This is a genomic window from Pseudomonas sp. CC11G (assembly GCF_056174845.1).
Genome location: NZ_JBWBZC010000025.1, coordinates 31,309 through 48,385, shown reverse-complemented (window position 1 = coordinate 48,385; position 17,077 = coordinate 31,309). Strand labels below are relative to the sequence as shown.

15 protein-coding genes and 3 pseudogenes are annotated in these 17,077 nt (G+C 62.7%); 14 read left to right on the top strand and 4 right to left on the bottom strand.

The window, feature by feature from the left end; translation table 11 throughout:
• The first annotated feature begins 123 nt into the window (after positions 1-123).
• The 10 genes and pseudogenes from ccmA (at position 124) to AC0V2S_RS23070 (ending at position 7,512) form a co-directional block, all read left to right on the top strand.
• Positions 124-759 carry a cytochrome c biogenesis heme-transporting ATPase CcmA gene (ccmA, locus tag AC0V2S_RS23115; RefSeq protein WP_475511749.1) on the top strand — a complete coding sequence of 212 codons (636 nt, stop codon included), beginning with the start codon at positions 124-126 and terminating at the stop codon, positions 757-759.
• Entirely contained in the window at positions 756-1,427 is a 672-nt protein-coding gene (ccmB, locus tag AC0V2S_RS23110) for a heme exporter protein CcmB (protein ID WP_340662325.1), read from the top strand. The genes ccmA and ccmB overlap by 4 nt, the downstream gene beginning before the upstream one ends.
• Before the next feature lie 15 nt (positions 1,428-1,442).
• Complete coding sequence (locus AC0V2S_RS23105) at positions 1,443-2,207, top strand: heme ABC transporter permease (RefSeq protein ID WP_475511782.1); 765 nt, start codon at positions 1,443-1,445, stop codon at positions 2,205-2,207.
• Positions 2,204-2,380 carry a heme exporter protein CcmD gene (gene ccmD, locus AC0V2S_RS23100; protein ID WP_475511748.1) on the top strand — a complete coding sequence of 59 codons (177 nt, stop codon included), beginning with the start codon at positions 2,204-2,206 and terminating at the stop codon, positions 2,378-2,380. Before AC0V2S_RS23105 ends, ccmD begins: the two co-directional genes overlap by 4 nt.
• Complete coding sequence (gene ccmE / locus AC0V2S_RS23095) at positions 2,377-2,859, top strand: cytochrome c maturation protein CcmE (protein ID WP_475511747.1); 483 nt, start codon at positions 2,377-2,379, stop codon at positions 2,857-2,859. The genes ccmD and ccmE overlap by 4 nt, the downstream gene beginning before the upstream one ends.
• An 11-nt stretch (positions 2,860-2,870) precedes the next feature.
• Positions 2,871-4,841 (top strand): annotated as a pseudogene (locus AC0V2S_RS23090) (heme lyase CcmF/NrfE family subunit).
• A pseudogene (locus tag AC0V2S_RS23085) lies at positions 4,838-5,373 on the top strand (DsbE family thiol:disulfide interchange protein). The pseudogenes AC0V2S_RS23090 and AC0V2S_RS23085 overlap by 4 nt, the downstream one beginning before the upstream one ends.
• Positions 5,370-5,873, top strand: coding sequence for a cytochrome c-type biogenesis protein (locus tag AC0V2S_RS23080; RefSeq protein ID WP_475511746.1), 504 nt, complete (start codon positions 5,370-5,372; stop codon positions 5,871-5,873). The pseudogene AC0V2S_RS23085 and the gene AC0V2S_RS23080 overlap by 4 nt, the downstream one beginning before the upstream one ends.
• A complete protein-coding gene (ccmI, locus tag AC0V2S_RS23075) occupies positions 5,870-7,084 on the top strand; it encodes a c-type cytochrome biogenesis protein CcmI (protein WP_475511745.1) in 1,215 nt (404 codons plus the stop codon). Before AC0V2S_RS23080 ends, ccmI begins: the two co-directional genes overlap by 4 nt.
• Entirely contained in the window at positions 7,081-7,512 is a 432-nt protein-coding gene (locus AC0V2S_RS23070; RefSeq protein ID WP_475511744.1) for a hypothetical protein, read from the top strand. Before ccmI ends, AC0V2S_RS23070 begins: the two co-directional genes overlap by 4 nt.
• A 207-nt stretch (positions 7,513-7,719) precedes the next feature.
• Here AC0V2S_RS23070 and nhaA read toward each other — a convergent pair whose 3' ends face one another.
• Positions 7,720-8,895, bottom strand: a complete 1,176-nt coding sequence (gene nhaA, locus AC0V2S_RS23065; RefSeq protein ID WP_475511743.1) for a Na+/H+ antiporter NhaA — start codon at positions 8,893-8,895, stop codon at positions 7,720-7,722.
• A gap of 118 nt (positions 8,896-9,013) precedes the next feature.
• On the opposite strand from nhaA, the gene AC0V2S_RS23060 reads away from it, so the two are divergent.
• The 3 genes and pseudogenes from AC0V2S_RS23060 (at position 9,014) to AC0V2S_RS23050 (ending at position 11,565) form a co-directional block, all read left to right on the top strand.
• Entirely contained in the window at positions 9,014-9,928 is a 915-nt protein-coding gene (locus tag AC0V2S_RS23060) for a DMT family transporter (RefSeq protein ID WP_475511742.1), read from the top strand.
• Positions 9,929-9,938: 10 nt separating this feature from the next.
• A complete protein-coding gene (locus AC0V2S_RS23055; protein ID WP_475511741.1) occupies positions 9,939-11,045 on the top strand; it encodes a PLP-dependent cysteine synthase family protein in 1,107 nt (368 codons plus the stop codon).
• 24 nt (positions 11,046-11,069) lie between these two features.
• Positions 11,070-11,565: pseudogene (locus tag AC0V2S_RS23050) on the top strand (N-acetyltransferase family protein).
• A gap of 111 nt (positions 11,566-11,676) precedes the next feature.
• Here the strand turns inward: AC0V2S_RS23050 and AC0V2S_RS23045 are convergent.
• The gene (locus AC0V2S_RS23045) at positions 11,677-12,426 is read right to left on the bottom strand and encodes a 3-oxoacyl-ACP reductase family protein (protein ID WP_475511740.1); all 750 of its coding nucleotides are present in this window, start codon (positions 12,424-12,426) and stop codon (positions 11,677-11,679) included.
• Between the two features lie 137 nt (positions 12,427-12,563).
• On the opposite strand from AC0V2S_RS23045, the gene AC0V2S_RS23040 reads away from it, so the two are divergent.
• On the top strand, positions 12,564-13,505 hold the full coding sequence (locus AC0V2S_RS23040) for a LysR family transcriptional regulator (RefSeq protein WP_475511739.1): 942 nt from the start codon (positions 12,564-12,566) through the stop codon (positions 13,503-13,505).
• A 100-nt stretch (positions 13,506-13,605) separates the two neighbouring features.
• Here the strand turns inward: AC0V2S_RS23040 and AC0V2S_RS23035 are convergent, their stop codons facing one another.
• Both AC0V2S_RS23035 and AC0V2S_RS23030 read right to left on the bottom strand, forming a co-directional pair.
• On the bottom strand, positions 13,606-15,996 hold the full coding sequence (locus AC0V2S_RS23035; RefSeq protein ID WP_475511738.1) for a TonB-dependent siderophore receptor: 2,391 nt from the start codon (positions 15,994-15,996) through the stop codon (positions 13,606-13,608).
• A 105-nt stretch (positions 15,997-16,101) separates the two neighbouring features.
• Entirely contained in the window at positions 16,102-17,076 is a 975-nt protein-coding gene (locus tag AC0V2S_RS23030) for a FecR family protein (protein WP_475511737.1), read from the bottom strand.
• Position 17,077: the final 1 nt, after the last annotated feature.

Below are 17,077 nucleotides of genomic sequence, written 5' to 3'. Positions count from 1 at the left end.
GCCGTGCTGTTGGCTTGCCTGAGTATAGCGGCCAAGCTTGCCTGGACTTGATAGCAAATGCAGGGCAAACGCCCGCTTACCCGGATTTTCCGTCCGGCCCCTAGCCCGAAGGTTCGCCTATCCTTGAATAGCCCCTTACTCGAAGCTGTGGCGCTCGCCTGCGAGCGGGACTGGCGCATGCTCTTCGAGCGCCTGGAGCTGCGCCTGGCGGCCGGGGAAATGCTGCAAATCAGCGGCCCCAACGGCAGCGGCAAAACCAGCCTGCTGCGTTTGCTCGCCGGGCTGATGCAGCCGACCGCCGGCGACGTGCTGCTTAATGGCCAACCGCTGACCAAGCAACGCGCCGAACTCGCCCGTAACCTGCTGTGGATCGGCCACGCCGCCGGCATCAAGGGCCTGCTTACCGCTGAAGAAAACCTCACCTGGCTGTGTGCCTTGCACCAACCGGCCAGCCGCGATGCCATCTGGCAGGCGCTGGAGCAGGTTGGCCTGCGCGGTTTCGAAGATGTGCCGTGCCATACGTTGTCCGCCGGCCAGCAGCGCCGCGTGGCTCTGGCGCGGTTATATCTCGCCGCGCCGCCGCTGTGGATTCTCGACGAACCCTTTACTGCGCTGGATAAAGCAGGTGTCGCACAGTTGGAGGCACACCTGGCCCAGCACTGCGAAAACGGCGGCATGGTGGTACTCACTACCCACCACACCCTGGCCCTTACCCCCGCCGGTTACCGTGAATTGGACCTGGGGCAGCGCCAACCATGAGTAACGTCTTTACGCTGCTGGTCGCTCGCGAGGCGCGTTTGTTGTTCCGCCGCCCGGCCGAGCTGGCCAATCCGCTGGTGTTCTTCGCCATCGTGATCGCCCTGTTTCCGCTGGCCGTCGGCCCGGAAAGCCAGTTGCTGCAAACCCTGTCGCCGGGGCTGATCTGGGTCGCGGCGCTGCTGGCGGTATTGCTGTCGCTGGACGGCCTGTTTCGCAGTGATTTTGAAGACGGTTCTTTAGAACAGTGGGTCCTTTCGTCGCACCCTTTGGCTCTTCTGGTATTGGCCAAGGTGCTGGCACACTGGCTGTTTTCCGGTCTGGCCCTGGTCTTGCTAGCGCCCTTGCTGGCACTGATGCTCGGTTTGCCGAGCCAGTGCATTCCGGTTCTCTTGATGACTTTGCTCTTGGGAACCCCGGTACTCAGCCTGTTGGGCGCCGTGGGTGCAGCACTGACCGTCGGCCTCAAACGTGGCGGCCTGTTGTTGGCGCTGCTGATTCTGCCGCTGTATATCCCGGTGCTGATTCTCGGCAGCGGGGCGCTGCAAGCCTCGCTTCAGGGGCTACCAGTAGTCGGTTACTTGCTGTGGATGGCCAGCCTCGCTGCGTTGGCCATTACCCTGACACCTTTTGCGACCGCCGCAGGCCTGGCCATTAGCGTCGGCGAATAAAAATACGTGGTTACCCTGATGAATTGGACTTGGTTTCACAAATGGGGCTCGCCCAAATGGTTCTACCAGATCAGCGGCCGTTGGCTGCCCTGGCTGAGCGCGGCGGCCGTGCTGCTGATTGCCACCGGTGTGGTCTGGGGCCTGGCGTTCGCGCCGCCGGATTACCAGCAGGGCAACAGCTTTCGCATCATTTATATCCACGTGCCGGCGGCCATGCTGGCGCAGTCCTGCTACGTGCTGCTGGCGGTCGCTGGGCTGGTCGGGCTGGTGTGGAAGATGAAAATCGCCGATGTCGCCCTGCAATCCGCCGCGCCCATCGGTGCCTGGATGACCGCCGTTGCGCTGCTCACCGGTGCCATCTGGGGCAAACCCACCTGGGGCTCGTGGTGGGTGTGGGATGCGCGACTAACGTCGATGCTGATTCTGCTGTTCCTGTACTTCGGTGTTATTGCGCTCGGCAACGCCATCAGCAATCGTGACAGCGCCGCCAAGGCCTGCGCGGTGCTGGCGCTGGTGGGCGTAGTGAATATCCCGATCATCAAATACTCGGTGGAATGGTGGAACACCCTGCACCAGGGCGCCACCTTCAAAATCACCGAACGCCCGGCCATGCCGGCGGAAATGTGGCTGCCGCTGTTGCTGATGGTGCTGGGTTTCTACTGTTTCTTCGGCGCCGTGCTGCTGATGCGCATGCGCCTGGAAGTGCTCAAGCGCGAAGCGCGCGCCAGTTGGGTGAAAGAAGAAGTGGCGAAGCAGATTGAACAAGGAGGCGTGCGATGAGCTTTGCCTCCTTCAGTGATTTCCTCGCCATGGGCCACCATGGTTTGTATGTCTGGACCGCTTACGGCATCAGCCTCGCGGTACTGGCACTCAACGTCGCCATGCCGATTCTGGCGCGTCGTCGTTATTTGCAAGAAGAGGCGCGTCGTTTGCGCCGGGAGAGTCAGAAGTGAACCCGCTGCGTAAAAAACGCCTGCTCATCATCCTCGCCATTGTTGCGGGTGTCGGCATTGCCGTCGGCCTCGCACTCAGCGCGCTGCAGCAGAACATCAACCTGTTCTACACCCCGACGCAAATCGTCAACGGCGAAGTGCCGCACGACACGCGGATCCGCGCCGGCGGCATGGTGGAAAAAGGCTCGCTGGTTCGCAGCGGCGACTCGCTCGACGTGCAATTCGTGGTCACCGATTTCGCCAAAAGCGTCACCATCCGCTATCGCGGCATTCTTCCGGACCTGTTCCGCGAAGGGCAGGGCATCGTCGCCCTCGGCAAGCTGAATGCCGACGGCGTGCTGATCGCCGATGAAGTGCTGGCCAAGCACGATGAAAAATACATGCCGCCAGAAGTCACCAAGGCCCTGAAAGAAAGCGGCCAGTCCGCTCCCCAGGCCGGCGCGGCCTATGCCCCGGCAACCGAGGAGAAACAACCATGATGGCGGCTCTGATCGTTCCGGAAATCGGCCACTTGGCGATGATTCTCGCCCTATGTATGGCACTGGTGCAGGCCACGTTGCCGATGATCGGCGCCTGGCGCGGCGACCGCCAATGGATGGGCCTGGCCCAACCGGCGGCCTGGGGCCAGTTCAGCTTTCTGCTGTTGGCGTTCGGTTGCCTGACCTGGGCCTTTATGACCGACGATTTCTCGGTCGCCTACGTCGCCAACAATTCCAACAGCGCCTTGCCGTGGTACTACAAATTCAGCGCCGTATGGGGCGCTCACGAAGGCTCGTTGCTGCTTTGGGCCCTGATTCTCGGCGGCTGGACCTTCGCCGTGTCAGTGTTCTCCCGCCAACTGCCGCAAGTGATGCTGGCCCGCGTGCTGGGCGTGATGGGCATGATCAGCATCGGCTTTCTGCTGTTTCTGATCATCACCTCCAACCCGTTTGCACGCCTGCTGCCGCAAAGCCCGGTGGACGGCCGTGACCTGAATCCCTTGCTGCAAGACATCGGCCTGATCGTGCACCCGCCGATGCTGTACATGGGTTATGTCGGTTTCTCCGTGGCCTTCTCCTTCGCCATCGCCGCGTTGCTCGGTGGTCGCCTTGACGCCGCCTGGGCACGCTGGTCGCGACCATGGACCATCGTGGCCTGGGCCTTCCTCGGCATCGGCATCACCCTCGGTTCCTGGTGGGCGTATTACGAACTCGGCTGGGGCGGCTGGTGGTTCTGGGACCCGGTAGAAAACGCCTCGTTTATGCCTTGGCTGGTCGGCACGGCGCTGATCCACTCCCTGGCGGTCACGGAAAAACGCGGCGTGTTCAAAAGCTGGACCGTATTGCTCGCCATCGCCGCGTTTTCGCTGAGTTTGCTCGGTACGTTCCTGGTGCGTTCCGGGGTGCTGACCTCGGTGCATGCGTTTGCCTCCGACCCGGAGCGCGGCGTGTTTATTCTGGCGTTCCTGTTGGTGGTGGTCGGCGGTTCGCTGACGTTGTTCGCCTTGCGTGCGCCGGTCGTAAAAGCCAGGTGGGCTTTGCCCCGTGGTCGCGGGAAATGCTGCTGCTGGGTAACAACCTGGTGTTGGTAGTTGCCGCCTCGATGATCCTGCTTGGCACCCTGTACCCGCTGGTACTGGATGCCCTGACCGGCGCCAAGCTGTCGGTCGGCCCGCCTTACTTCAACGCGCTGTTCGTGCCGCTGATGAGCCTGCTGATGGTGGTGATGGCGGTCGGCGTGATGGTGCGCTGGAAAGACACCCCGGTGAAATGGCTGCTGGGCATGCTCAGCCCGGTGCTGATCGCCAGCGTGGTGCTCGGCGGCGTTGCCTCCATGGTGCTCGGTGATTTCAACTGGGCCGTGCTTGCCGTCTGCCTGCTGGCAGCCTGGGTGGTGCTGGCCGGCGTGCGCGACCTGCTGGATAAAACCCGCAACACGGGCCTGGTCAAAGGCCTAGGCAAACTCACCCGCAGCTACTGGGGCATGCAGATCGCTCACCTGGGTATCGTCGTGTGCGCGCTCGGCGTGGTGTTGTCGAGCCAGAACAGCGCCCAGCGCGACATGCGCATGGAGCGCGGTGAGTCGATGGACCTCGGCGGCTATCACTTATTTTTGACGGCGCCGAACACTTCCAGGGCCCGAACTTCACCTCCGACCGTGGCACCGTGCGGGTGATCGAAGACGGCAAGGAAGTGGCCGTGCTCCACCCGGAAAAACGCCTGTACACCGTGCAGCAGTCGGTGATGACCGAAGCGGGTATCGACGGCGGGTTTACCCGTGACATCTATATCGCCCTCGGCGAGCCGTTGGATAACGGCGCGTGGGCCGTGCGCATTCACGTCAAACCGTTTGTGCGCTGGATCTGGTTCGGCGGTTTGCTTACCGGTTTCGGGGGTTGCTGGCAGCGCTGGATCGGCGCTACCGCGTCAAAGTCAAAACCCGGGTGCGTGACGCCTTGGGCCTCGGTGGAGTTCAGGCATGAAGCGGGCGTTTTTGCTGCTGCCGTTGGCGGTATTTCTGGTTGGCGCGGTGTTTTTGTACCGCGGCCTGTTTCTTGACCCGTCCGAGTTGCCGTCGGCGCTGATTGGCAAACCGGTGCCGGAGTTCTCCCTGCCGGCAGTGGACGGCGGCAAGACCCTGACCCGCGCCGACCTGCTGGGCAAACCAGCGCTGCTGAACGTCTGGGCCACCTGGTGCATTTCTGCCGCGTTGAACACCCGGTGTTGAACAAACTGGCCCAGCAAGGCGTGCGCGTTTACGGCGTGAACTACAAAGATGAGAACGCCGCCGCGCTGAAATGGCTGAAGGAATTCCACAACCCGTACCAGCTGAATATCAACGACGCCGAGGGCAGCCTGGGGCTGAACCTGGGCGTGTACGGCGCGCCGGAAACCTTCCTCATCGACAGCAAGGGCATCATCCGCCACAAGTTTGTCGGCGTGATCGACGAAGTAGTGTGGCGTGAACAGTTGGCCAGCAAGTACCAGGAACTGGTCGACGAGGCCGCGCAATGAAGCGTTGGCTTGCCGCCGTAGCGTTGGGTTTCAGCTTGGTCGGGGTCGCCCAGGCGGCCATCGATACCTACGAATTCGCCAACGAAGCCGAGCGTGATCGCTTTCGCCAACTGACCGTGGAACTGCGCTGCCCCAAATGCCAGAACCAGGACATCGCCGACTCCAACGCCCCGATTGCCGCCGACCTGCGTAAAGAAATTTTCCGCATGCTGGGCGAGGGCAAGAGCAACGAGCAGATCGTCGACTTTATGGTCGACCGCTACGGCGAGTTCGTGCGCTACAAGCCGGCCGTTACCGCGCGCACCTGGCTGCTCTGGTTTGGCCCGGCGGCGGCGCTGGGTACCGGTTTTCTGGTGATGGTGATCATCGGTGTGCGCCGTCGCAAGTCGGTGGCCGGCCCGGACACCACCCTGTCGGGCGATGAGCAAGCGCGCCTCGATGCGCTTCTCAGCGTCGAGCAAAAACCTACTTCTGTGCCTGCGGATAAAACTTCCCAATGATCGAATTCTGGCTCTCTGCCAGCCTGCTGTTGCTGGCGGCCTTGGCATTTCTGTTGATTCCCGTATTGCGCGGCCGCCGTGCCCAGCGCGAAGAAGACCGCACCGCCCTGAACGTGGCCCTGTATCAGGAACGCGTGGCTGAGCTTTCCGCACAGCAACAAGCCGGCACCCTGAGCGACGAGCAACTGCAAGCCGCCAAGGCCGAAGCCGCGCGCGAATTGCTGGCCGATACCGAGGGCGCCGACCTGGCCCGTACTTCCAAACTCGGCAAGTGGGTGCCGCTGGCCGCCGCCTTGCTGGTGCCGGTGCTCGCTATGGGCATGTACTGGCATTGGGGTTCGCTCGAGCAGGTCGAGCTCGCCCAGGATGAAACCCAGCCGCCGCGCACCATCGAAGAGATGACCGCGCGCCTGGAGCAAGCAGTAAAAGCCCAGCCCGAATCCGCCGAAGCCTGGTACTACCTGGGCCGCGCCTATATGAGCCAGGAGCGCCCGAACGACGGCGCCAACGCCTTCGAACGCGCTATCCGCATCGCCGGCCGCCAGCCCGAATTGCTCGGCCAACTGGCTCAGGCCCGCTACTTTGCCAACGACAAGAAATGGTCGCCGGACCTCCAGGCCCTCACCGACGAAGCGCTCAAAGGTAACCCCGAAGAAGTCACCAGCCTGGGCCTGCTCGGCATCGCCGCGTTTGAAGATAAACGCTTCCAGGACGCCGTCACCTACTGGGGCCGCCTGATCGCGCTGATGCCTGCCGATGATCCGTCGCGCGCGGCCATCGAAGGCGGTATCGAACGGGCCCGCAGCAACCTGCCGGCCGATCAGCAAGTGGCGCAGCAACTGCCTGCCGCCGCCGAAACCGGTGCGGTATTGAAGGTGCGTGTGCAACTGGCGCCGGACGTGCAAGCCAAGGTGCAGCCGGGCGACAGCGTGTTTGTATTTGCCCGTGCAGCAAACGGCCCGCCGATGCCGCTGGCGGTAAAACGCATGACCGTGGCCGACCTGCCCGCCGACGTCAGCCTGGCCGACAGCGACGCGATGATGCCGCAACTGAAACTCTCCAACTTCCCTCAGGTCATACTGCAAGCTCGCATCTCGCGGGCAGGCAATGCCAAGGCGGGCGAGTGGATCGGTCGCAGTCAGCCTTTGGCCAGTAGCAGCACGGATCAGCAACAGCTGACCATCGACTCGGCAGACGGACAGGCACAATGACAATTCAGATGGGTGTGAACACAGCGCGTTGCGCTGCCGCGGTATTGCTCGTGCTGCTCGCCGGCTGTAGCGCACCACCCATCTCGCCGCAGTCCCAGCCGCAGCCATTTCCGCTGCCGCCGAGCACCAGCCCCGACACCCCGCCACGCGCCACCCAGCAGCCCAAAAGTGCGCCGCTGCCGACCCAGGCGCCGGCGAGCACGCGCATGAAAGCCCACCCACATTTCGCCCCGCCGCCTGGGGTTAGCAGCTACTGGGATACGCAGTTGGGTGTGTACGTGTTGGATCAGGTGCCGAATCTGTATTACCGCGAGCGCACCTACTACCGTTGGAATGACGGCTGGAGCTGGGCGACTTACGCCAACGGGCCGTGGAAAGATACCGACAGCAGCGGAATTCCGCCGGGCCTCAATCGCCTGCATCCGTAGATCAACCCATTCCGTTCTTCCGCCCAACGCCAAAATGACGGCGTTACAAGCCATGGACACCGTCATACCAGCGCAGGCTGGGATCCAGAATCTTGAAGCCGATTGCTGTCTGCTGAGCGAGCACCGAACCTGGATTCCCGCCTGCGCGGCAATGACGGTAGTACAAACCACCTGCTTCGTCACCCACGCGCAGGGGCACAGCTCACGCTAGGGCTTAGCCTTACTCGCTTTGGCCATGATCACGTAACCAATCACCGCCGCAAAAAACGATCCGGTCAAAATCCCGATCCGGTCCATCCCCGCCAGCGGACTTATCGCCGGTTCAAACGCCAGCGAGCCCACAAACAGGCTCATGGTGAAGCCAATCCCGCACAGCACCGCCACACCCAGCACCTGGCCCCAGTTGGCGCCTTCGGGCAGCTTGGCGATGCCCACTGCAATCGCCAGCCATGCCAGACCGAAAACGCCCACGGTCTTGCCCACCAGCAAACCGGCCGCAATCCCCAGCGGCACCGGGTGTAGAAAGCTATCCAGGCCTACCCCGGCCAATGGCACGCCGGCATTGGCAAAGGCGAACAACGGCAAGATCCCGTAAATCACCCAGGGATGCAGGGCATGTTCCAGCGCGCGGGCCGGGGAGGGCACCCCATCGCGGGTGCGCAGGGGAATGGTGAAGGCCAGGGCTACCCCGGCCAGCGTGGCATGCACGCCGCTTTTCAGTACACACACCCACAGCACCAGGCCCACCAGCACAAACGGGCTGAGCTTCTGCACGCCGGCGCGGTTCATCGCGATCAGCACCACAATGCAGGTGGCCGCCATCAGCAGGGAGCGGGTGGACAGGTCGGCGGAGTAGAACAGGGCAATCACGATAATCGCCCCCAAGTCATCGATGATCGCCAGGGTCATCAGAAACAGCTTGAGCGTCAGCGGCACCCGCGCGCCCAGCAGGGCCAGCACACCGAGGGCAAAGGCGATATCCGTGGCCATGGGAATCGCCCAGCCACCGATGGCTTCGGGGTGGTTTCGGTTGATCGCCCAGTAAACCAGTGCCGGCACCAGCATGCCGCCGATGGCCGCCATGCCCGGTAGCACAATCTGCGAGGGGTGGGACAAATGCCCCTCCAGCACCTCGCGTTTCACTTCCAGGCCGATGGTGAGAAAGAACAACGCCATCAGCCCATCGTTAATCCACAGCAGCAGCGGCTTGGCGATTTCCAGCGCGCCGACCTGCACCGCTACCGGGGTGGTCAGCAGACCGTTGTAGAGAAACGCCAGCGGTGAGTTATTGATGATTAGTGCCAGCACGGCAGCGGTGATCAGCAAGAGACCACTGGCGGCTTCGAGGCGGAAAAAACTGGTTAAGACATGACGAAAAGCCAATGACGTACTCCTGCGATAGCGACCCGTAAAACAGTTGCGCAGAGGATAGCTGCTCCACTGTAACTGGGCGGCGTCAGGTGCGGTTTCTATACTGCAGGTCAATAAAACGGAGGTGTTTGTGCAACAACGTGAAGGTCAGGCCGTTGCCTGGAGTTGTCTGGTAATTGCCATGGCCTTGTGGGGCAGCTCATTTATCGCCTTGAAATTGGCGTTCAGCGAAATACCGCCCATGTGGGTGATCTTCGGCCGTATGGCCCTCGGCAGCCTCGTGTTTCTGCTGGCCTGGCGGTGGCGCGGGCGTATTGAATACCGCGCCGGCGACTGGAAATACCTGCTGGGTCTGGCCGCCTGCGAACCCTGCCTGTACTTCATCTTCGAAGCGCTGGCGCTGCAACGCACCAGCGCCTCCCAGGCCGGCATGATCACCGCCTTGTTGCCGCTCCTGGTGGCCGTCGGCGCCTACCTCACTCTTCGCGAGCGCATCACTCGCACGACGTTGGCCGGCTTTCTGCTGGCGGTGGTTGGCGCCGTCTGGTTAAGCGTGGCGGGGGAGGCCGACGTGCATTCGCCGGCGCCGCTGCTGGGTAACTTCTTCGAGTTTCTGGCGATGCTCTGCGCCACCGGCTACACCTTGTTGCTCAAGCACCTGTCCAGCCGGTACTCGGCCTTTGCCCTGACGGCGTTGCAGGCCTTTGTCGGCTCCGTGTTCTTTCTGCCTCTGGCGTTATTAAACGCCGAATTGCCCGGCCACATCAGCGGGCAAGGTTGGGGCGCGGTGGTGTACCTGGGCATTGTGGTCACCGTCGGTGCCTATGGCCTGTACAACTTCGGCGTCGGACGACTGCCGGCCAGCCAGGCCTCTGGTTTTACGAATCTTATTCCAGTGTTCACCTTGCTGATGGCCGCGTTGTTTCTGGGCGAGCGCCTGAACGGCTGGCAACTGTTGGCGGTGGGCCTGGTCTTTATTGGTGTGGGGCTGAGTCAGTGGCGACAGAACCCGAACGTGCCCACCCCCGCTGGAATTCTCGATTGAAGGTAGCGTTATGAGTGATCCAAAACCGTTGGTTGGAAGAGCCTGGGCCCGCGAGGCCATCCGCATTATCGAAGCGGACTTCCAGCGCAGCGCCGACACCCACCTGATTCCCCTGACGCTGCCGGGCCTGCCGGGTGTCGAGCTGTACTTCAAAGACGAGTCCAGCCACCCCACCGGTAGCCTCAAGCATCGTCTGGCGCGTTCGCTGTTTCTGTACGCGCTGTGCAACGGCTGGCTGAACCAGGGAGCGCCGGTGATCGAAGCTTCCAGCGGCTCCACCGCCATTTCCGAAGCCTATTTCGCCCGCCTGCTGGGCTTGCCGTTTATTGCCGTGATGCCGGCGACCACCTCGAAAGAGAAGATCGCCCAGATCGAGTTCTATGGCGGCCAGTGCCATCTGGTGAAAGATCCGACGCAGATCTATGCCGAGTCCGAACGCCTGGCCAGCGAGCGCGGCGGACATTTTATGGACCAATTCACCTACGCCGAACGCGCCACCGACTGGCGCGCCAACAACAACATCGCCGAATCGATTTTCCAGCAGATGCGCTTCGAGCTCTTCCCCGAGCCAAGCTGGCTGGTGTCCAGCCCCGGCACCGGCGGCACATTGGCGACCCTGGGCCGCTATGTGCGTTATCGCCGGCATGCCACACGCATTCTGTGTGCCGACGCCGAGCGCTCGGTGTTCTTCGACTACTACCGCACCGGCGATGCGAGCCTGCGCCTGGACTGTGGTTCGGGTATCGAGGGTATCGGTCGACCACGGGTCGAAGCCTCGTTTCTGCCGGCCGTGATCGATGCCATGTGCAAGGTGCCGGACGCCCTGTCGCTGGCCGCCATGCATTACCTGGCGCGACGCCTGGATCGGCATGTGGGCGGCTCCAGTGGCACCAACCTGATCGGCGCACTGGTGGTGGCGCAACGCATGGTCGCGGCCGGCGAGCGCGGTTCGATTGTCGCGGTGCTCTGCGACGGCGGTGAACGCTATGCCACCAGCTACTACAACCCTGAATGGCTCAAGGCTCAGGGTTACGACCTGGAACCACTGATCGAACAGGTAGCGGCCTGCGCCGAACGGGGCGAGGCGCTGCCTGATTTGCCAACTGCAGGAATCTGACTTCATGAGTGACGCCGCCTGACGATTCGTTCCGCCCAACCGCAAGACATTGCCGAGCTGACGACGCTGCTGCTCGAACACGGTCCTAATCCGTGGAACTACCTGCCCGAAGACGGCATACGCGAGCACCTCAATGCTATCGCCGACGGTTCGGTAGAGGCGGTGGTGGCGGAGCAGGGCGGGCGGATTGTCGGGTTTGTCAGCTATATCCAGACTCGCCAGTTTGCCGATCAGCAACCGGCGGCGCGGCGTGATGATGCGCAGGGGTATATCTGCGAAGCGGTGGTGCATCGGGACATGGCGGGGAAGGGGCTGGGTTCGACCTTGCTGGAACAGGCCGTTGCCCGCTTGGAGAGAAAGGGCTGGTCGATATCTACATCGACCGCCACGAAGAAACATCGCCTCGGCCGGCATGATGCGCAAGGCCGGCTTTAGCGAACTGCATACTTATGCTGACCCACAGCGCCGGCCGAATGGGTCGCGGCGCACTACAGTGTGTTATCAGCAGTACAACGGTTGATCCGAAATTCTGGATCCCCGCCTACGCGGGGATGACGGTGGTTTTTTGGCTTACTCCGTCATCCCCGCGAATGCGGGGATCCAGGTGCGGTGATTTCGGGAGTGACGCTATTTACGCCGCAAACCCACCATCAATCGTCAGGTTGGCACCGGTGATGTAACCGGCTTCCGGCCCTGCCAGGTAGCTCACAAAGCTCGCGATCTCTTCCACTTTGCCGTAACGGCCCAGCGCCATGCCTTGTTTCAGGGTGTCGGCAAACTCGCCGCTGTCCGGGTTCATGTCGGTGTCGACCGGGCCGGGCTGCACGTTGTTGACGGTGATGCCACGGCCGCCCAGGTCGCGGGACAAGCCTTTGGTAAAGCCCACGATGGCCGATTTGCTCAAGGCGTAGATCGAACCGCCGGCGAACGGAATGCGGTCGGCGTTGGTGCTCCCGATGGTAATGATGCGGCCGTTGTCACGCAGGTGGCGGGCGGCCTCCTGGCTGGCGATCACTACGCTGCGCACGTTGATCGACAGGGTACGGTCGATGTCTTCCATGGTCAGTTGTTCGATCGGGGCTACGGCCAGTACGCCGGCGTTGTTCACCAGAATGTCCAGACCACCGAAGGTTTCTACCGCTTGGCTGATGGCGCCGCGAATGGCTTGTTCGTTGGCGCTGTCAGCGCGGATGGCCAGGGCATTGCCGCCAGCGGCGACGATTTCGGCCACCAGGGCGTCGGATTGCTGAGCGCTTTGGCTGTAAGTGAAGGCAACGACGGCGCCGTCACGGGCCAGGCGTTTGACGATGGCCGCGCCGATACCGCGGGAACCGCCTTGTACGAATGCAACCTTGCCGATCAGATTTGCTTGAGTAGTCATGGTGTTCTCCAAAGTAAGTTAGGGGTTAAGCGTTAAGGATGTGTCGTTTGGTGTTGGGGCTAGTATCCGCAGCTAATTACCCTGTGAATAGCCGGTAATACGGATATGCTTTCGATACAAACGGTATGGAATGCGCCATGGATACCCTGAACTGCATCGAGTGTTTTATTCGTAGCGCTGAGGCGGGAAGTTTTGCCCAGGCCGCCCGGCGCCTGGGCTTGACCCCGGCGGCGGTGGGCAAGAACGTCGCCCGCCTGGAAGACAGCCTGGATGTACGGCTGTTCCAGCGTAGTACCCGCAAGCTGAGCCTGACGGAGGCCGGCGAATATTTTCTGACTGAGGCGGCGGGGGGCTTGAGCACCTTGCAGTTGGCGATGGGCAACCTGACCACGCTGAAGAGCCAGCCGGCCGGCACCTTGAAGGTGAGCATGGGGTTGTCGTTCGGGCGTGAATATATGCTGCCGCTGCTGGGCGAGTTCTTGCAGCGCTACCCGCGGGTGGTGCCGGACTGGCATTTCGATAACCGCCCGGTCGATCTGATTGCCGATGGTTTTGATGCCGCCGTGGGCGGAGGTTTCGATTTGCCGCTGGGGGTGGTGGCGCGCGAGTTGGCGCCGGCGCACCGGATTCTGCTGGCCTCCAAGGCCTATCTGGAAAACGCCCCGGCGCTGCGCTCGCCCGCCGACTTGCCGTTGCATGCCGGCATTCTGATTCGTTCACCGCAAACCGGGCGGGTACGACCCTGGACGCTGCGCAACCGCGACGGCCTGCTGGCACCGATCGAGATTCAGCCGCGCATGACGTTGAGCGACCCGGAGGCCGCGTGTGCGGCGGCGCAGATCGGCCTGGGCATTGCCTTGGTCAGCGTGGCCCATGCGTTGCCGTATCTGGAGAAGGGGGCGGTGCAGCGCGTGCTGCCGGAGTGGTATGTGGATACCGGCGCCACCACGCTGTACTTCGCCGGGCAGAAGCTGCTGCCGCAAAAGACCCGGGTGTTTGTGGATTTTGTGGTGGAGCGGTTTAAGGCGCTGGGGTTGGAGAAGCGGTTGTCGGCGTTGGTGGGGCCGGCGTCCGGTTAACCGCGACGTAGGGCGAATACACCGCAGGTGTATCCGCCGATTCGCCGCTCGCCTGGCAACCACGGCGGATATCCGTTGCACGGATATTCGCCCTACGGTGTTACCAGCGATATGCCACACCCGCCGTAACGGTGCGCTCGGCGCCGTAAAACGCGGCGTAGGTGTAGTTCACATAGTCCTCATCGGTCAGGTTGGTGACGTTGAGGGTCACGTCCCACGGCCCGACCTTATAGCCGAGCAAGGCATCCACCAGCGTGTAGGACGGCGCGACGATATCCGGGTTGAATAGCCCCGGAATCTCGTCGACATAGCGCACGCCCGCACCGGCACGCAGCTCGCCCGGGCCTACCTGGCCAAAGCGGTAGTCGCCCCAGATCGAAAACATATTGCGCGGCATACCGCCGTTTTTCTGGCCCTGGTTGCCGGTGTTGCTCTTGGTCACTTCCGCTTCGGTGTAGGCATACGCAGCCGTGAGGCTGGCGTTGCTACCGATGTCGGTCTTGGCTTCCAGCTCCACGCCTTGTGACTGGATTTCGCCGGTTTGCACTTGCTGCGTGGTATCCACCGGGTCGGTGGTCAGCACGTTGGTTTGCGTCAACTGGTAGATGGCGGCGGAATACAGGCTGTTGCTGCCAACAGGTTGGTAACGGATGCCCAGCTCGTATTGCTCGCCCTCGGTGGGGTCGAAGTCGCCGAAGTTGCGGTCCTGGCCGCTTTGCGGCTCAAAGGATTCGCTATAGCTGAAAAAAGGCGCGAGACCGTTGTCGGCGAGGTAGACCAGGCCAATACGCTTGGTAAAGGCATCGCTTTTCTGCTCGGTGCGGGAGGTACCGTAAATCTGTTCCTCGCTTTGTTTGGCCCAGTCCTGGCGGCCGCCCAACAGCACGATCCACTTTTCATCGAACTTGATTTGGTCCTGCAGATAAACGCCGGTCTGTTGCGTTTTGCTGGTGAAGCTGTAAGGCGACACCCCGAGCGGAGTGAACGTGCCGCCGTACACCGGATTGAAAACATTCAACGGCGTCAGGTCGAGGTCGAAACGGTCGGTGCGCAAGTGACGGTTGCCGTAATCCACACCGCCCAGCAGCACATGCTCGAAGCGCTCACTGTGCAGGCGCCACTCCACTTGGTTATCCACCACGACGTTGCGCGAGTTATCGACGCGGTCCTGGGCGCCGCGAAAGACGGTGGTCATTTCGGGGTCGATGTACGTGTCGATCCACACCGACGGCATATTATTTTCGGCTTCGAAGTAGCGCAGGTTCTGCCGCACTTTCAGGTCGTCGGTAAAGGCGTGCTCGAAGCGATAGCCCACATCCCAGGCTTCAATCTCAGCCTTGTCGTAGCCCGGTTCACCGAGAAAGGTATGGCGGGAAATATGGCCATTGGGGTTGTGCAGAATCGTGCCTTCGGCGGGCAAACCGTACACGTAAGCCGTGCGGCTTTTCTGGTACGTGGCCAGCAAGGTCAGGCTGGTGTCGTCGTTCGGCTGCCAGGTCAGGGACGGGGCAATAAACGTTCGGTCGTCTGGCACATGGTCGGTGGTGGTGTCGCTTTTGCGTTCCAGGGCGGTGAAGCGGTAGCTCAGGGTGTCGGTCAGCGCGCCGCCATGGTCGGTGGCGATCTGGTTGCGGTCGTTGCTGCCGCTTTCCACTTTGATTTCGTGCAGTTCTTCGCGGGTCGGTAGCTTGCTGACCACGTTGATGATGCCGCCCGGCGCGGACTGGCCGAACAGCACCGACGACGCGCCGCGCAGCACTTCGATGCGCTCCATGCCGTAGGTTTCCTGGGAACCGTCGTAGATATTGCCCATGTAGCGCATACCGTCGCGGTAAGTGTTGCCGGTGATCTGGAAGCCGCGCAGCACGAAGGAGTCGGTGGTGCGGTCATCGGCCTCGGTGGCGATCACGCCGGCGGTGTAACCCAGGGCGTCACGGATGTTCTGCGCATGGATATCGGTGATCTGGTCACGGGTGACCACCGAGATAGACTGCGGCGTTTCCAGGATCGGCGTATCGGTTTTGGTCGCGGTGCTGGCGGCCTTGGCCACGTAGCCGGTCACCGGTGCATAGGCCGATTGCTCGGCGTCGCCATTGATGGTGGCGCTGGGCAGGCTAAGCGAATCGCCCTGGGGTGGGCGTTGCAGGGTCAGGGTCGTGGGGGAGCTGCGGCTGAACACCAACCCGCTACCGGCGAGCAATTGTTGCAGCGCTTGCTCGGCACTGAGTTCGCCGGTTACGGCCGGCGCGCGGGCGGTCAGTTCCTCGTCGGTGGTACGCACCACGGCAATGCCGGTGACGGCGGTAAATTCGCCGAGGGCGTCAAGCAGCGGCTGCGCGGCGATGGCGAACTGAAAACGCTGGGCGGCGGCCTGTTGGTTAGTGCTGGCGCTGGGGCTTTGCGCATAACCGGGTGCGGTGTTCAACGCCAACAGGGCGCTGGCGAGCAAGGACAAGGTGAGCGGTCTGCTGAGGGTACGGCGGCTTGGCATTGTTATCTCCCCCCAAGGAGTCTGTGTGGCAAATGCGAATGGTTCGCTGCGAACACAACGGCCGAGCCAAGGATTTCCCTCATGGTTTTTTCAATTATTTTTCGCTTAGCGATAAATCAGCAGCGCCAGGCCCGGAACGCGCTGGGTTTTGAGCTGCAAGCTGGTGGTGAGTGCATCCAGCAACGCGTCGGGATCGTTGGCGCGAAAGGCACCGGACAACCGCTGCTGGCGCAGGCTGTCGTCCAGTAGCACCACCCGCGTCGGGCTCATGCGCTGCAGGCTGTCGAGCACCTCGCCCAGGGGCGCGCGGTCGAACAGCAGCAAGCCGCGCTGCCAGGCCAGGGCGCGGGAGCTGTCGACCGAAATGGGCGCGCTGAGCTGGTTGTCGTGCAGGCGCACCTGCTGTTCCGGCGCCACTTCCACCTGTTGGCCGGAACGCTCGGCGCGCACCTGCACGCGGCCACGCATCACCGTCACCAGCGGTTCAGCGCCGCTGGCGTCGACGGCAAAGGCGGTGCCGAGTACACGGGTGGTCAGCTGCTCGCTGTGCACGACAAAGGGCCGCTGCGCGTCGTGCTGCACATCGAACCAGGCGCGGCCGCGCAGCAAGCGAACATCGCGCAGATTGGCGCGCAGGGTAACGTCCAGCGCGCTGTCGGCGTCCAGCAGCACGTGGCTACCGTCGGCCAGGGTCAGCTGCCGTTGCTCGCCGGGCGCGCTGGCGTAATCGGCCGTCGCCCGTTGCAACACGCCGGGGTCGCGCCACAGCCCGACCGCCAAAACCAGCAGCAGACAACAGGCCGCCGCCAACGCCGGCCGCCGCGCCTGGCGCCAATAAGCGGCGTGTCGGGAAGGGCGGTGCCAGCCGCTGGCCGCCATCTGCTGCGCCGGTTCACGCAGTTGCTGCCACAGGGTTTCGACGGCCTGAAAGGCTTCAAGGTGGCGAGGGTCGCTATCGAGCCAGCGGCGAAAGGCAATGCGTTCGCTGGCCGGCAACTGCGGGTTCTGCAGGCGCACGTACCAGGCGCTGGCGGTTTGCTGGCGCTCGCGCTGGGCGTGGCGTTCGGAAGGCGTATTCACG